The organism is Arthrobacter oryzae, from assembly GCF_030812315.1.
GTDB lineage: Bacteria > Actinomycetota > Actinomycetes > Actinomycetales > Micrococcaceae > Arthrobacter > Arthrobacter oryzae_B.
In genome coordinates this window covers 328,227-344,104 of sequence record NZ_JAUSSM010000002.1, presented here as the reverse complement: position 1 = coordinate 344,104, position 15,878 = coordinate 328,227, and the positions used below count along the sequence as shown (strand labels likewise).

At 65.3% G+C, this 15,878-nt stretch carries 14 protein-coding genes; 7 read left to right on the top strand and 7 right to left on the bottom strand.

Annotated elements, in window-relative coordinates:
- The first annotated feature begins 3 nt into the window (after positions 1 to 3).
- From J2S97_RS05045 to J2S97_RS05020, 6 genes are all read left to right on the top strand, one after another.
- Positions 4 to 627 (top strand): superoxide dismutase, encoded by a 624-nt coding sequence (locus J2S97_RS05045; RefSeq protein ID WP_307047173.1) that lies wholly within the window; start codon positions 4 to 6, stop codon positions 625 to 627.
- Between the two features lie 275 nt (positions 628 to 902).
- On the top strand, positions 903 to 1,913 hold the full coding sequence (gene gap / locus J2S97_RS05040) for a type I glyceraldehyde-3-phosphate dehydrogenase (protein ID WP_307047170.1): 1,011 nt from the start codon (positions 903 to 905) through the stop codon (positions 1,911 to 1,913).
- A gap of 10 nt (positions 1,914 to 1,923) precedes the next feature.
- A complete protein-coding gene (locus J2S97_RS05035) occupies positions 1,924 to 3,150 on the top strand; it encodes a phosphoglycerate kinase (RefSeq protein WP_307047168.1) in 1,227 nt (408 codons plus the stop codon).
- Between the two features lie 84 nt (positions 3,151 to 3,234).
- Entirely contained in the window at positions 3,235 to 4,050 is an 816-nt protein-coding gene (tpiA, locus tag J2S97_RS05030; protein WP_307047166.1) for a triose-phosphate isomerase, read from the top strand.
- 49 nt (positions 4,051 to 4,099) lie between these two features.
- Positions 4,100 to 4,357 carry a preprotein translocase subunit SecG gene (gene secG, locus J2S97_RS05025; protein WP_307047164.1) on the top strand — a complete coding sequence of 86 codons (258 nt, stop codon included), beginning with the start codon at positions 4,100 to 4,102 and terminating at the stop codon, positions 4,355 to 4,357.
- Positions 4,358 to 4,503: 146 nt separating this feature from the next.
- Entirely contained in the window at positions 4,504 to 4,881 is a 378-nt protein-coding gene (locus J2S97_RS05020) for an RNA polymerase-binding protein RbpA (protein ID WP_307047765.1), read from the top strand.
- On the opposite strand, the gene pgl is transcribed toward J2S97_RS05020, so the two are convergent.
- From pgl to tkt, 6 genes are read right to left on the bottom strand one after another with little or no spacing between them, the layout of a single operon-like run.
- A complete protein-coding gene (gene pgl, locus J2S97_RS05015) occupies positions 4,852 to 5,670 on the bottom strand; it encodes a 6-phosphogluconolactonase (RefSeq protein WP_307047162.1) in 819 nt (272 codons plus the stop codon). The genes J2S97_RS05020 and pgl overlap by 30 nt on opposite strands.
- Entirely contained in the window at positions 5,660 to 6,601 is a 942-nt protein-coding gene (locus tag J2S97_RS05010) for a glucose-6-phosphate dehydrogenase assembly protein OpcA (protein WP_307047160.1), read from the bottom strand. Before J2S97_RS05010 ends, pgl begins: the two co-directional genes overlap by 11 nt.
- Entirely contained in the window at positions 6,598 to 8,160 is a 1,563-nt protein-coding gene (zwf, locus tag J2S97_RS05005) for a glucose-6-phosphate dehydrogenase (RefSeq protein WP_307047158.1), read from the bottom strand. Before zwf ends, J2S97_RS05010 begins: the two co-directional genes overlap by 4 nt.
- A gap of 15 nt (positions 8,161 to 8,175) precedes the next feature.
- On the bottom strand, positions 8,176 to 9,813 hold the full coding sequence (locus J2S97_RS05000; RefSeq protein ID WP_307047157.1) for a glucose-6-phosphate isomerase: 1,638 nt from the start codon (positions 9,811 to 9,813) through the stop codon (positions 8,176 to 8,178).
- A gap of 6 nt (positions 9,814 to 9,819) precedes the next feature.
- Complete coding sequence (gene tal / locus J2S97_RS04995; RefSeq protein WP_307047155.1) at positions 9,820 to 10,935, bottom strand: transaldolase; 1,116 nt, start codon at positions 10,933 to 10,935, stop codon at positions 9,820 to 9,822.
- A 59-nt stretch (positions 10,936 to 10,994) separates the two neighbouring features.
- Positions 10,995 to 13,112, bottom strand: coding sequence for a transketolase (gene tkt, locus J2S97_RS04990; protein WP_307047762.1), 2,118 nt, complete (start codon positions 13,110 to 13,112; stop codon positions 10,995 to 10,997).
- Positions 13,113 to 13,549: 437 nt separating this feature from the next.
- Between tkt and J2S97_RS04985 the strand changes: the two genes are divergently transcribed.
- Positions 13,550 to 14,509, top strand: a complete 960-nt coding sequence (locus tag J2S97_RS04985; RefSeq protein WP_307047152.1) for a heme o synthase — start codon at positions 13,550 to 13,552, stop codon at positions 14,507 to 14,509.
- Positions 14,510 to 14,926: 417 nt separating this feature from the next.
- Here J2S97_RS04985 and J2S97_RS04980 read toward each other — a convergent pair whose 3' ends face one another.
- On the bottom strand, positions 14,927 to 15,871 hold the full coding sequence (locus J2S97_RS04980) for a COX15/CtaA family protein (RefSeq protein ID WP_307047150.1): 945 nt from the start codon (positions 15,869 to 15,871) through the stop codon (positions 14,927 to 14,929).
- Between the last annotated feature and the right edge of the window lie 7 nt (positions 15,872 to 15,878).

Sequence of the window (15,878 nt, the reverse complement as noted above, 5' to 3'; positions counted from 1 at the left end):
TTTGTGACCGAGTACGTACTGCCTGAACTCAGCTACGACTACGCAGCGCTGGAGCCCCACATCTCCGCACGCATCATGGAGCTGCACCACAGCAAGCACCACGCTGCCTACGTGGCCGGCGCCAACAATGCGCTGAAGCAGCTGGCCGAGGCACGCGACAAGGGCGACTTCGCCAACATCAACCGCCTTTCGAAGGACCTGGCCTTCCACACCGGCGGCCACGTCAACCACTCCGTGTTCTGGAACAACCTGTCCCCGGACGGCGGCGACAAGCCCGAGGGTGAGCTGGCGGCAGCCATCGACGACGCCTTCGGTTCCTTCGACGCGTTCCGCGCGCAGTTCAGCGCCGCAGCACTCGGCCTGCAGGGTTCGGGCTGGGGCTTCCTGGCCTACGAGCCCATCGGCGGAAACCTGGTCATCGAGCAGCTCTACGACCAGCAGGGCAACGTGGCGCTCGGCACCACCCCGCTGCTCATGCTCGACATGTGGGAGCACGCCTTCTACCTGGACTACGTCAACGTCAAGGCCGATTACGTCAAGGCTTTCTGGAACATCGTGAACTGGGCCGACGTCGCCAAGCGCTTCGACGGCGCGCGCAAGAACGCAACGGGACTCATTACCCTCTAATGCGTTTCAGGTGTGATGTGGAAGACATCCACGTGTAACAAAGTTCACATTTGGCCCGTTTTGGGCCGAATCGTGGACGGTCCGCCCCCGCACTTGCGGGGGCGGACCTTCTTAAACGTAAGATGGATCACGGAAGGCGGTTAGCCTTCAGCAATGTGGCTGGTCGCCCTCCGATCTGGTAATCATCTCTGCCCAATGGCGTGCGGGATCTGTTAGTTGGCTTGAACGCCCGCTTAACTAGTTGTGCTTCTACAAGCACCAAGGAGACTAAAAAAGTGACGACCCGTATTGGTATCAACGGCTTTGGCCGCATTGGCCGCAATTACTTCCGCGCTGCACTCGCACAGGGTGCGGACCTCGAGATCGTTGCCGTCAACGACCTCACCAGCCCCGAAGCGCTGGCCCACCTGCTCAAGTACGACTCCGTCGGCGGCCGCCTGAAGGAAACCGTTGAGGTCAAGGACGGAAACATCGTTGTCAACGGCAACGTCATCAAGGTCCTGGCGGAGCGCGATCCCGCCAACCTCCCGTGGGGCGAGCTCGGTGTTGACATCGTCATCGAGTCCACCGGTTTCTTCACGAAGGCCGCAGCCGCGCAGAAGCACATCGACGCCGGCGCCAAGAAGGTCCTGATCTCCGCCCCGGCCTCCGACGAGGACATCACCATCGTGATGGGCGTGAACCATGAGCTGTACGACCCCGCAGCCCACAACATCATCTCCAACGCTTCCTGCACCACAAACTGCCTCGGCCCCCTGGCCAAGGTCATCAACGACGAGTTCGGCATCGAACGCGGCCTGATGACCACGGTTCACGCCTACACTGCCGACCAGAACCTGCAGGACGGCCCGCACAACGACCTCCGCCGCGCCCGCGCCGCCGCCATCAACATGGTCCCCACTTCCACCGGTGCTGCCAAGGCCATCGGTCTGGTGCTCCCGGAACTGAAGGGCAAGCTGGACGGCTACGCCATCCGCGTACCGGTCCCCACCGGTTCCGCCACGGACCTCACCGTGACCGTCGGTCGCGAGACCACGGTTGAGGAAGTCAACGCTGCGCTGAAGAAGGCTGCCGATTCGGACGCGTTCCAGGGCATCCTGACCTACACGGACGCTCCGATCGTCTCCTCGGACATCGTCGGCGATCCCGCTTCCTCCATCTTCGACTCAGGACTGACCAAGGTCATTGGCAACCAGGTCAAGGTTGTTTCCTGGTATGACAACGAATGGGGCTACTCGAACCGGCTTGTCGACCTCACGGAGCTCGTCGCATCCAAGCTGGGCTAGGGTTAGACACATGACATTCCACACCCTCAACGAACTGATCGCTGATGGTGTCCGCGGGCGGTACATTCTTGTCAGAAGTGACCTGAATGTGCCGCTCGACGGCTCTGAAGTGACTGACGACGGCCGCATCAAGGCCTCCCTGCCAGTACTGACGAAGCTCACGGACGCCGGTGCCCGCGTGCTGGTCACAGCCCACCTCGGACGCCCCAAGGGCGCTCCGGAGGAAAAATACTCCCTCAAGCCTGCCGCCACGCGGCTGGCGGAACTGGCCTCCTTCAAGGTCACCCTTGCCGGAGACACCGTCGGTGCCTCGGCAAAGGAGCTTGCCGCTTCGCTGCAGGACGGCGAAGCGCTGGTCCTTGAAAACGTCCGGTTCGATGCCCGCGAGACCAGCAAGGACGACGCCGAGCGGGGCGCCTTCGCGGATGAACTCATTGCGCTGACAGGCGGCAACGGTGCCTACGTGGATGACGCCTTTGGCGCCGTCCACCGCAAGCACGCCAGCGTGTACGACGTCGCCACCCGGCTGCCGTCGTACCAGGGCGACCTTGTGCACACGGAAGTCGAGGTGCTGCGTAAGCTCACCACTGACACGCAGCGGCCCTACGTTGTGGTCCTGGGCGGCTCCAAGGTCTCGGACAAGCTCGCAGTCATCGACAACCTGATCGGCAAGGCCGACACCATCCTGGTCGGCGGCGGCATGCTGTTCACCTTCCTCGCAGCGGCCGGCCACAAGGTGGCTGGCAGCCTGCTGGAAGAAGACCAGATCCCCGTGGTCCAGGACTACCTGAAGCGGGCAGCCGACGCCGGCACCGAGTTCATCGTGCCCACCGACGTTGAAGTGGCTGCCAAATTCGCGGCTGACGCTGACCACGAGACGGTCCGCGCTGACGCCATCGAAGGCAGCAGCTTCGGCGCGCAGGGCATCGGCCTGGACATCGGACCCGAATCGGCAGCGGCGTTCGCCAGCCGGATCAAGGGCGCCAAGACCGTGTTCTGGAACGGCCCCATGGGCGTCTTCGAATTCGAGGCCTTTGCCGGCGGCACCCGTGCCATCGCCCAGGCACTGACGGAAGCGGATGCCTTCACGGTGGTTGGTGGCGGCGACTCCGCAGCTGCTGTCCGTACCCTGGGTTTCGCCGATGACCAGTTCGGCCACATCTCCACGGGTGGCGGCGCCAGCCTGGAGTACCTCGAAGGCAAGGAACTGCCGGGACTCAGCGTCCTGGACCGCTAGATCCTCCAGCCGGCAGGGCGCCCCTTACGAAAAGTGGGGCGCCCTGCCGGCTGTTTCACATGACAAGCACATTTTGGAGAACACGTGACAACGTCAACTAATGGCAAGTTCGACCGCACGCCCCTCATTGCCGGCAACTGGAAGATGAACATGGACCACGTCCAGGGCATCACTCTGCTGCAGAAACTGGCCTGGACCCTGTCCGACGCCAAGCACGATTACAGCCGCGTTGAAGTTGCTGTTTTCCCCCCGTTCACAGACCTTCGCGGCGTCCAGACCCTGGTCCAGGGCGATGAGCTTGAGGTCGTCTACGGCGGCCAGGATCTGTCGCAGTTCGATTCCGGCGCCTACACCGGTGACATCTCCGGCCAGTTCCTGAACAAGCTGGGCTGCAAGTACGTCCTGGTGGGCCACAGCGAGCGGCGCACGATTCACAACGAGTCGGACGACGTCCTCAACGCCAAGGTCAAGGCCGCCTACCGCCACGGGGTTACCCCGGTTCTTTGCGTGGGCGAGGGCCTTGAGATCCGCCAGGCCGGGACGCACGTCCAGCACACGCTGGACCAGCTGCGCGCCAACGTCGAGGGCCTTGGCGCCGACGAAGCAGCCAGTCTCGTGGTTGCCTACGAACCCGTCTGGGCCATCGGCACCGGCGAAGTGGCCGGCCCGGAGGACGCACAGGAAATGTGCGCAGCCATCCGCGCGGAACTCACCACCCTGTTCGGCGACGCCGTTGCCGCTAAGGTCCGCCTGCTCTACGGCGGTTCGGTCAAGGCCAACAACGTGGCAGCCATCCTGGACGAACCCGACGTCGACGGCGTGTTGGTTGGTGGCGCCAGCCTCGACCCCGCTGAGTTTGCTAATATTGTCAGGTTCGAGAGTCACCTGCTGACGGATTAGTCCGGACACAGGCTTGACCTCCGCAATCATCAACTTCTGAAAGGCCGTCGTGGACGTTCTTCATGTCATTCTGCAGATCCTCCTGGGCATCACCAGCCTCCTGCTGACGCTGCTCATCCTGCTCCACAAGGGACGGGGCGGCGGTCTGTCGGACATGTTCGGCGGAGGCATGAGCTCGGGCCTCAGCTCGTCAGGTGTGGCGGAACGGAACCTCAACAGGTTCACGGTCGTCCTTGGCATCACGTGGGGTGTTGTCATCATCGCCCTCGGCCTCGTGATGCGCTTTTCCTCGGGCGGGGACTCCTAGCAGTTTCTGCCGGAAACACACCCGGACTGGAATTTCCCGGGAATTTACACGACCGGTACTAACGGCCCTGCCGCCGTCGGGAACTCCGAACTAAACTGTGGCTGTTGCTTGCAACAGTCCGTCAGTCGAGTAGCCAGGAGTTCCCGATGGTGCATGCTACTTCAGGGTTTCGGGGAACCCGCGTGGGTGTAACAGAGGGGTCAGCCCCTAAAATCCAGCCAAATGATTTTGTGGGTGAGCGGTTGCCGCGTATTCGTGTTTCCTATTGGTGCGCCAAGGGACACGAGACGCGGCCTGTTTTCATTAAGCTCCCGGAAGACCAGATCCCGGTCGTGTGGGACTGCCGCCGCTGCGGTGGCACCGCAACGCGGGACGAGTCTCCGGTGGAGCTCCCACATCATCCCGAAGAGGGCTACAAGAGCCACCTTGAGTACGTTAAAGAACGGCGCTCCAGCCAGGACGCCGAAGACGTACTGGCTGGAGCGCTGGAACGGCTAAGAGCCCGCGGGACCTTTTCGGACTAGCTGCTCCGGAACGCGTGCAGCGGCGTTCTCGTCGATAAGCCACAGCGTCCGTGAGCGTCCGGTCGGTCCTGCTGCCGGGACCTGAACGGGGTTGGCACCCGCCAGGGCCAGACCAACGGCACCGGCCTTGTCCTCGCCTGCGACAACCATCCACACTTCACTGGCGGTGTTGATCGCGGGCAGGGTCAGGGAAATCCGTTCCGGGGGCGGCTTCGGCGAATTCCGGACACCCACCACAGTGAGCTCCTTTTCGCGGATGCCGGCCTGCTCGGGGAAGAGCGAGGCCACGTGGGCATCCGGGCCTACGCCAAGCAGCACCACATCGAACCGGGGAAGTGTGCCCGGGTTCTCCGGACGGTCATCGGACATGTCGGCCGCGTGCTCGGCGGCTGCCGCCTCGGCAAGGCGTCGCGCGTAGTCTGCCGCAGCTTCCTCCGGGCTGTCGAAGTCGTCCGAGGACCCCGGCTGGTGCACCCGTTCCTGGTCCACCGGGATCTGGGACAGCAGGGCTTCGTGGGCCTGGAGCGTGTTGCGGTCGCTGTCCGTGCTGCCGACGAAGCGCTCGTCGCCCCACCAGAAGTTGACCTTCGACCAGTTCACTGCCGGCGCCGCCGCGGAATCAGCAACCGCCTTGAGGGTTCCGATGCCCACAGTGCCGCCCGTCAGCACCACCGTTGCCTCACCGTGTTTGTCCTGGACATCCACAAGTTTGGTGATGAGCCGCGCCGCAATGGCCGCCATCAGTACGGATGAGTCAGGGTGGATGCTTACTCGGGGATCAGCGCTCACTGGGACGGACACTCCTTAGGTTTGTACGGGGCAGTCCAATAGTAATCACTTCACCGAAGACTTCGTCGGGGTCGAGCCGGCGGAGTTCTTCGGCGAGGCAGTCGCGGAGGCTGCGGCGTGGCAGCGAGATGCGCTGGGCGGGCTGGCCCGGCTGGGTGAGTTCGGCCACGGACAGTCCGGGACGGAAGAGCTGGACGTCGCCGCTGGCACGGCTCAGCCGGACGCGGCGGATGCCGGTGCCGGCGGGGTCGGCCACGATGGTGACGGGTGCGTCCAGGGATAGTGTCAGCCACGCTGCGAGGAGCAGGGTGCTGGGGGAGTCCGAGGCGCCTTCGACGGCGACTGCCGTGACGGGGGAGGAGTCCACCTGGTCCAGGACCGCGGCCAGCTGGATCCGCCAGTTGGTGAGGCGGGTCCAGGCGAGGTCGGTGTCGCCGGCTTTGTAGGTGTTGCGGATGTTGTCCAGTGCCCGCTGCGGGTCCTCCTCGTTGGCGGAGTCGGTGATCCGGCGGTGGGCGATCCGGCCGATGGAGGTCTCGCAGGCGCTCTTCGGTGCCCCGTGCGGCCACCAGGCCACGATCGGCGCATCCGGGAGCAGCAGCGCGGCGACCAGGGATTCGCTTTCCTCAGCCAGTTCCCCGTAGCCGCGGAGCACAATGACTTCGGAGGCGCCGGCGTCGCCGCCCACGCGGATCTGGGCGTCGAGCCGGGTCGGTGCCTTGGCGCCGGCGTCGGCGAGGACGATGATCCGGCAGGGGTGTTCCCGGCTGGCGTCGTTGGCCGCTTCAATGGCCTCCTCTTCCAGCCCGGACTTGGTGACCACCACGAGCGTCAGGACCCGGCCCAGGGCGATCACGCCGCCCTGCTCGCGCAGGGACATGATCTTCTTGGAGATGGCCGAGGTGGTGGTGTCGGGAAGATCTACGATCATGGCCTTCTCCAGGTTCGTCCGTCGCGGGCCAGCAGCTCGTCGGCCGAGGCGGGGCCCCAGCTTCCGGGCGCGTAGGGCTCGGGCTGTTCGCCGAGGCCGGCCCAGTATTCTTCAAAGGGGTCCAGGATTTTCCAGGACAGTTCCACTTCGGCGTGCCGGGGGAACAGCGGCGGTTCGCCCAGCAGCACGTCCAGGATGAGCCGTTCGTAGGCTTCCGGGCTGGACTCGGTGAACGAGTGTCCGTAGCCGAAGTCCATGGTCACGTCGCGGACTTCCATCTGTGTGCCGGGGACCTTGGAGCCGAACCGGATCGTGGCGCCCTCATCGGGCTGGACCCGGATGACCACGGCGTTCTGGCCGAAGTCGTCGTCGGCGTGATCGCGGAACAGCAGGTTGGGGGCGCGCTTGAACACCACGGCGATTTCCGTCACCCGGCGGCCCAGGCGCTTGCCGGCCCGCAGGTAGAACGGCACACCGGACCAGCGCCGGGTGTGGATGTCCACCCGGATGGCCGCGTAGGTTTCCGTGGTGGAGTCAGCCGGAATGCCCTCTTCCTCCAGGTATCCCTGCACTTCCTCGCCGCCCTGCCAGCCGCCGGCGAACTGGCCCCTGGCCGAATGCGTGGACAGGTCCTCGGGGAGCTTGACCGCGGCCAGGACTTTTTCCTTCTCCGCACGCAGGTCGTCCGCGTTGAAGGAAATGGGCTCTTCCATGGCCGTCAGGGCCAGGAGCTGGAGCAGGTGGTTCTGGATGACGTCGCGGGCCGCGCCCACACCGTCGTAGTAGCCTGCGCGGCCGCCGGTGCCGATGTCCTCGGCCATGGTGATCTGGACATGGTCCACGTAATTGGCGTTCCAGAGCGGTTCGAACAGCTGGTTGGCAAAGCGCAGGGCCAGGATGTTCTGGACCGTTTCCTTGCCCAGGTAGTGGTCGATCCGGAACACGGCATCCGGCGGGAAGACGGACTCCACAATGTCGTTCAGCTGCCGGGCCGACTCCAGGTCATGACCGAACGGCTTCTCGATCACCACCCGGCGCCACTTCTCACCCTCGGCCTGCGCCAGCCCGTGCTTGGACAGCTGCCGGCAGACCTGCTCAAACGCCTTCGGCGGGATCGACAGGTAGAACGCGTGGTTGCCGCGCGTTCCGCGCTGCTCGTCCAGTTCATCGATCGTGTCGCCGAGCCGCTCAAAGGCGTCGTCGTCGTCGAACTCCCCCTGGACAAAGCGGATGCCCTCGGACAGCTGGTTCCACACCGCCTCGTCAAACGGCGTACGGGCATAAGCCTGCACCGAGGCCTTCACCTCGGCGGCGAAGTCCTCGTTGTCCCACTGCCGCCGGCCAAAGCCCACCAGGGCAAAGCTCGGCGGCAGCAGGCCACGATTGGCCAGGTCATACACGGCAGGCATGAGCTTCTTGCGGGCAAGGTCGCCGGTCACCCCAAAGAGGACCAGCGAGGAGGGGCCGGCAATGCGGTTCAGCCGGCGGTCCCGAGGGTCCCTCAACGGGTTGCGGCCCCGCCCTGCTGACTTCCTGCTGCCGTTTTCAGTTTCTGGCATGGTTGCTTCGGTGCCTTAGCTTTCAGTGTGGGATGCTGCCTGGCCGGCAAGCGCTGAAATGACGTCCTGCAGCTGCTTGACGCCGGCGGCGCGGTCCGTGAGGTGCAGGCGGAGGACCGGACGTCCATGCTCGCTGAGAACCTGTGCGTCACCCGCGGCCTGTGCCGAGATCAGCTCGCCGAACGTGAACGGCCGCTCCGGGATGGACAGGTCCGTGGCGGACGATGCCGTCACCTGCAGGAAGACGCCGATAGCGGGTCCGCCCTTGTGGAACTGGCCGGTGGAGTGGAGGAAGCGCGGGCCCCAGCCAAACGTCACCGGGCGTCCGCTGGCGGCTGCGAGCTGGTCGCGGACGCCTTCGAACGGAGCGTACGCCAGCCGGTCGAAGTAGGCCTGGACGCTGAGGTAGCTGTCGTCGGCGAGCTGCGAGAGCAAGGCGGACACGGCTGCAGATGCCGTGGAGGCATCTCCCAGCCAGTCGCCGCCTCGGACCTCGATGGCGCCGTCCACGAAGTTGGCAGGGGTCGGCTCCGGCTGTGCGTCCAGGAGGCCGCGGGCGGCCACCTTGGCGGCCTCGACGTCAGGCTGGTCGTAGGGGTTGATGCCCAGCAGCCGGCCGGCCACCGCCGTCGCGAATTCCCACACCATCATCTGCGTTGCCAGGCCACCGGCAATGGCGACCTCGTTTTCGCCGAGCTGCACGTCGTCGGCGTCGGCCGCTACCAGCCGCACCACCAGGACGTCGGCTGCGCCGGAGGTGACCTCCGGTGCTGACGGGCCGGCCACGACCGGCAGTACGCCGGTGCCCAGCTTGCCCGTGGATTCAGCGATGAGCTGCTCGGCCCAGTCGGCGAAGCCGACGATGCCGGACCCGTCCTCCGCGATGACGATCTTGTTGCGCAGCGGGTTGGTGCCGCCCAGGGCCGTGCCAAGGGCAAGGCCGATGTTTTCCGGGGCGTCCTCGTTGAGGATCTCGGCTGCTTCCTCGGCTTCATCCAGGAAACCCTGGATGTCCACTCCGGCTAGGCCGCAGGGGACGAGGCCGAAGGCGGTCAGCGCCGAGAACCGGCCGCCGACGTTGGGGTCGGCGTTGAAGACGGCGCGGTAGCCGGCCTCCCGGGAAGCCTTGTCCAGCGGCGAACCCGGGTCGGTGACGATGATGATGCGGCTCTTCGCGTCGATGCCGGCATCGGTGAATGCCTGCTCGAAGATCCGGCGCTGGGAATCGGTCTCCACCGTGGAGCCGGACTTGGACGAAACAACGATGGCTGTGTCGGCAAGCCGGTCCATCAGCGCGGCACTGACCTGTTCGGGGTCGGTGCTGTCGAGCACAGTCAGCTCGACGCCAGCGGTGCCCGCAATGACTTCAGGCGCCAGCGAGGAGCCGCCCATCCCGCAGAGGACGATGCGCGTGACGCCTTCGGCCTTCAGCGCGTCGCGGAGTTCCAGGATGTCGCTCACCAGGGGCTGGGAGACGGTGGCCGCCTCGACCCAGCCCAGCCGGATCGCGGATTCCTGCTCGGCGTCCGGACCCCACAGGGTATGGTCCTTCGCGAAGATCCGGGTGGCAATGCGTTCTTCCAGCAGGGCGGGGAGGTGCTGCTCAAGGGCCTGGCGGGCTGCGCCGGTGGCGTCGTAGCTGAGTGTGCTCATGATGGGTTAGGAAGCCTTCCGTGCAGAGGCCAGGGCGCCTTCGACGTCGCCCAGCAGTTCCTTCCAGCTGGCCACGAACTTGTCCAGGCCCTCGGACTCAAGCAGTGCCACGACGTCGTTGTAGGAAACGCCAAGCGCTTCCAGGGCGTCGAGGGTGGCGTTGGCATCGGCGTAGGTGCCGGTCACGGTGTCGCCCGTGACGGTGCCGTGGTCGAACGTGGCGTCCAGGGTCTTCTCCGGCATGGTGTTGACCACGCCGGGGGCGACGAGTTCCGTGACGTAGAGGGTGTCCGGGTAGGCCGGGTCCTTCACGCCGGTGGAGGCCCACAGCGGTCGCTGCGGAAGCGCACCGGCCTCGGCGAGCAGTGCCCAGCGTTCGGTGGAGAAGAGCTCCTCGTAGACCTGGTAGGCCAGGCGGGCGTTGGCCAGGCCGGCCTTGCCCTTGAGGGCCTTGGCTTCGTCGGTGCCGATGGCGTTGAGGCGCTTGTCGATTTCGGCGTCCACGCGGGAGACGAAGAAGGACGCGACGGAGTGGATCTTGGACAGATCGTGGCCGTTGCCCTTGGCCTGCTCCAGGCCGGACTGGAAGGCGTTGATCACGGCGCGGTAGCGTTCCAGCGAGAAGATCAGGGTCACGTTGACGCTGATACCCTCGGCCAGGGTGGCCGTGATGGCTTCGAGGCCTTCAAGGGTTGCCGGGATCTTGATCAGGACGTTGTCCTTGCCGACCTTCTTGTACAGGTGCTTGGCTTCGGCGATGGTGCCGGCGGTGTCCCAGGCCAGGCGAGGGTCCACCTCGATGGAAACACGGCCGTCAACACCCTTGGATGCCGCGGCGACGGGGGCGAACAGGTCGCAGGCGTCGGCAACGTCGGTGGTGGTGATTTCGAAGACGGTCTCTTCGACGGTGGCGCCGGCTGCTGCCTCCCTGGCGATGACGGCGTCGTAGTCGTGGCCGGTGGTGATCGCGGCGTGGAAGATGGACGGGTTGGTGGTAACACCAACAACGTTCTTCTCTTCGATGAGCTTGCGCAGCGTGCCGGTCTCCAGGCGGCCGCGGGAGAGGTCATCGAGCCAGATCGAGACGCCGGCGTCGGAGAGCTGCTGTGTGGGGGTAGTCATGTCAAACTCCTTGAAGTCATAGGTTCCGGGGGACTCGGTCCCCCGGAACCGTGGGTGGATCAGTTGGAGAGGCCGGCGAGGGATTCCTTGGCCGCGGCAGCGACTGCTTCTGTCGTGATGCCGAATTCCTGGAAGAGGCGCTTGTAATCGGCGGAGGCGCCGAAGTGCTCGAGGCTGATGGAACGGCCGGCGTCGCCGACGAATTCCTTCCAGCCCAGGGCCAGGCCGGCTTCGACGGAAACGCGTGCCTTCACGGCCGGGGGCAGGACGGCGTCGCGGTAGGCGGCGTCCTGCTTGTTGAACCACTCCACGCACGGCATGGACACCACACGGGTGGGGATGCCTTCGGCCTGGAGGGCTTCGCGGGCGTTCACGGCCAGCTGGACCTCGGAACCGGTGCCGATCAGGATGACCTGGGCTTCGGCGGTCTTGCCGTCGGTGGACGCTTCTGCCAGGACGTAGCCGCCCTTCGCGACGCCGGAGACGGCACCGAAGGTGTCGCCTTCTGCTTCGCCTTCGCCGCGGGCGTAGGTGGGGATGTTCTGGCGGGTCAGGACGATGCCGGCCGGGTTCTCGTGGTTCTCGAGCATGACCTTCCAGGCAGCGGAGACCTCGTTCGCGTCGCCGGGGCGGACAACGTCCAGGCCCGGGATGGCGCGCAGGGAGGCCAGCTGCTCCACCGGCTGGTGGGTGGGGCCGTCTTCGCCCAGGCCGATGGAGTCGTGCGTCCACACATACAGGGACGGGACACCCATCAGCGCGCCGAGGCGGATGGCCGGGCGCTGGTAGTCGGAGAAGATCAGGAACGTGCCGGAGAACGCACGGGTCTTGCCGTGCAGGGCGATGCCGTTCACGATCGAGGCCGCGGCGTGCTCGCGGATGCCGAAGTGCAGCACCCGGCCGTAGGGGTTGCCCTTCCAGGCGTCGGTCTGCTTGGAGGCAGGCACGAACGACGGGGAGCCTTCGATGGTGGTGTTGTTCGATTCGGCGAGGTCGGCCGAGCCGCCCCAGAGTTCGGGCATGACCGGGCCGATCGCGTTCAGGACCTTGCCCGAGGCTGCGCGGGTGGAGACGTCCTTGCCGGCCGGGAAGACCGGCAGGGCGCCGTCGAGCTCCACAGGAAGCTTGCGGGCTTCCACACGCTCGAGCAGGGACGCGTTCTCCGGGTTGGCTGCCTGCCATGCTTCGAAGGAGTCCTGCCATTCGGCGCGGGCCGCAGCGCCCCGGTCAACGACGGCGCGGGCGTGCGCCAGCACGTCCTGGTCAACCTCGAACGTCTTCGCGGGGTCGAAGCCGAGAACGTTCTTCAGCGCGGCGACTTCCTCGGCGCCCAGGGCGGAACCGTGGATCTTGCCGGTGTTCTGCTTCTTCGGGGCCGGGTAGCCGATGATCGTGCGCAGCGAAATGATGGAGGGCTTGGAGGTCTCGGCCTTCGCGGCGAGCAGGGCGGCGTACAGTTCCTGCACGTCCTCCTTGTATTCACCGGTCTTGGTCCAGTCCACGCGCTGGACGTGCCAGCCGTAGGCCTCGTAGCGCGCCAGGACGTCCTCGGTGAAGGCGATGTCGGTGTCGTCTTCGATGGAGATGTGGTTCTCGTCGTAAACCACCACGAGGTTGCCCAGTTCCTGGTGGCCGGCCAGCGAGGAAGCCTCGGAGGTCACGCCTTCCTGGAGGTCGCCGTCGGAGGCAATGACCCAGATCGTGTGGTCGAACGGGGACTCGCCGGCGGGAGCATCGGCGTCGAACAGGCCGCGTTGGCGGCGCTGGGAGTAGGCGAAACCGACCGAGGACGCAAGGCCCTGGCCCAGCGGGCCGGTGGTGATTTCCACACCGGCCGTGTGCTTGTACTCCGGGTGTCCAGGTGTCAGCGAGCCCCAGGTGCGCAGGGCCTTCAGGTCATCGAGCTCCAGGCCGTAGCCGGAGAGGAACAGCTGGATGTACAGCGTCAGGGACGTGTGGCCGGGGGAGAGGATGAAGCGGTCGCGGCCGATCCAGTCCGGGTTCTTCGGGTCATGGCGCATCAGCTTCTGGAAGAGAAGGTACGCAGCCGGGGCGAGACTCATCGCGGTGCCAGGGTGGCCGTTCCCTACTTTTTCGACCGAATCCGCGGCCAAAATGCGGACCGTGTCAACGGCGCGCTGGTCCAAACTGGTCCATGACAGTTCTTGCTCTTCCAAATGTGGCACGAAAACCGGGCCCCTCTCTGTGCTGACGGCAGGTGGTACGGACGGGCCGCAGCCGAGGCGCGCTTAATGGCGCCGCTGCGGTGTGTACCAGCCGTTCACCATTGAAACGTTGATCTATCATTCAGTCGCGTTTGAGATTCCGGGAATGCGCATTCCATGGGCATTCCTTACGTGCTGATCTGCAGATAGCTTAGCCCCATTCCAAGGGCTGGTCAGCGTATATCTCACTAAGTGGACTGAATTTTCTTATATGAATCACCGAGTCTTGCGGCGGTTGTGAGGATCGGTTAACGTGCCGGAATTGTGGAGGCATTGGTGGCCGGAGAGCCACGGTATGATATTCGGAGGCCACCGCCGGAGGGAGCGGGCCCGCTTTGGGCCCCCGCCGCTGCGAGAACCAGCCGGACTGAACAGCCAGACAGAACAGAGTGACTGCCACCGTGAGCACAACAGATACGCCGCTGAACGCCTCCCGGCTCCCCGGAAAAATTGGGATAGCCCGCAAAGCCAAGGCGTACCTTGCCCTCACGAAACCGCGGGTCATTGAGCTGCTCCTGGTGAGCACGCTGCCCACCATGATCTACGCCGAACGCGGGTTTCCGTCCATCGGGCTGATCCTGGCAACGCTCGTCGGCGGAGCCTTCGCCGCGGGCAGCGCCGGCGCGTTCAACTGCTACATCGACCGTGACATCGACAAACTGATGCACCGCACGGAAAAACGCCCCCTCGTCACCGGTGAGGTCACGCCGCGCGAAGCGCTCGTATTCTCGTGGCTGCTGGGTGCGGCCGCCATTGCCATCCTCTGGTTTGGCGCCAACCCGCTTTCGGCCTGGCTTGGCCTCGGCGCCATCGTCTTCTATGTGGTCATCTACACCATGATCCTCAAGCGCCGCACGGCGCAGAACATTGTCTGGGGCGGAGCGGCAGGGTGCTTCCCGGTGCTGATCGCCTGGGCCGCCGTCACCAACACCGTGGAGTGGCCCGCCATCGTGCTGTTCATGGTGATCTTCCTGTGGACCCCGCCGCACTACTGGCCGCTGTCCATGCGCTACGGCGAGGATTACCGGAACGCCAACGTGCCGATGCTGGGCGCCATCGCCGGCGCGAAGGTTGTCTCCGTCCAGGTGGTTCTCTACGCCTGGGCCATGGTGGCGTGCTCGCTGCTGTTGGTACCCGCCGGCGGCGCGGGCTGGGTATACACCGTCACTGCCGTCCTGGCCGGTGCCTGGTTCCTGTACGAATCCCACGCCCTCTACAACCGGGCCCAGGGTGGCGACGTCTCCAACAAGGGCGCCATGAAGGTCTTCCACGGCTCCATCAGCTACCTGACTCTGCTCTTCATCGCACTGGCTGTCGACCCCTTCGTGGGCTCAGCCATCATGGGCTAGCACCAACCGCCCCTCAGCCTCCCAGGACGCTCTCTCACTTCCGGAGGTAACACCGCCAACGCTCTCTCACTTCCGGGGGTAACACCGCCAACGCTCTCTCAGCTTTCGCAACGAATCGGGTAACACTCCTTCATACCGTGTGAGGGAGCGTTACCAGTTAAACCGCAGGATCTGAGAGAGCGTCGGAGACGTGTGCCCGGAATCTGAGAGAGCGTCCGTTGGAACCCCGCAGGATCTGAGAGAGCGTCCGTGGGAACCCCGCAGGAACTGAGAGAGCGTTGGACGTGCACAGAGAAGCACCCCGGTCCCTGTGAACTGCGGGCCGGAGTGCTTGTCTGCAGGCTGTATTAGTTGACGGAACGTGTCCTACTAAGCGGCTTCGTCCTACTTCACGCGTCCGACTTCACGGCCCCGCGCCTATTTAACGGGGCTGAACCGAGCGACGTCCGCGGCGTTCGTGGCTGCGCTCATGAGCAGCGCGGCTCCCAGCATGTGGGCTCCCACCAGCAGTGCAGGAATGCCGTTGTAGTACTGGGTGAAGCCGATGGCGGCCTGGAGCAGCGTGACTCCCAGCAGTAACAGGACGGCCATACGGAACGGGCCTTTGATCCGGTCCCGGAACACGAGGAACACTCCGAAGAGGGCGCCGGACGTTACGAGGTAGGCGGGGACGGCGTGGATGTGGGAGAAGAGGTCCCAGTCCAGTCCGTTCCTGGGGGCCTCGGCATCACCCGCGTGCGGGCCGGCCCCGGTGACCACCACGCCGAGGGTTACAGCCAAAGCGGAAAAGAGGGCGACGGCGGTCATCACCGGCCGTGCGGCGCCCGGCAGGGCGGGAAGCGCCACGGCGGGGAACTTGCCCGTACGGCCGTAGGCCCGGTTGACCAGCAGCGTCGCAAACACAACGAGGGCCATCGACACCAGGAAGTGGAGTCCCACAACCCACGGGTTGAGCTGGGTGAGCACCGTGATGCCGCCGATGACGGCCTGGGCCGGGATGCTCGCCAGCAGGCCCGCCGCCAGGAGGAAGAGGTCCTTGCGCTCCTTGCGGAGGTTCCACAAGTAGACCAGCATGAGGGCCGCGATGGCCGCCAGTGCAAACGTCAGGAGCCGGTTTCCGAACTCGATGAAGCCGTGGATGCCCATTTCGGGCGTGTTGACCAGGGACGCATCCGTGCAGCGGGGCCAGGTGGGGCACCCGAGCCCGGACGCGGTAAGGCGGACGGCCCCGCCGGTCACAACGAGCACTGTCTGCCCGATGAGCGACAGTACGGCCAGCCGGCGAACGGTCGCATCAACCGTGACGGGCAGTTTGGACGTCATCCGTCCGAGGATCTGGGGGAGGCGCGATGCCGTACTCACGGTTTTC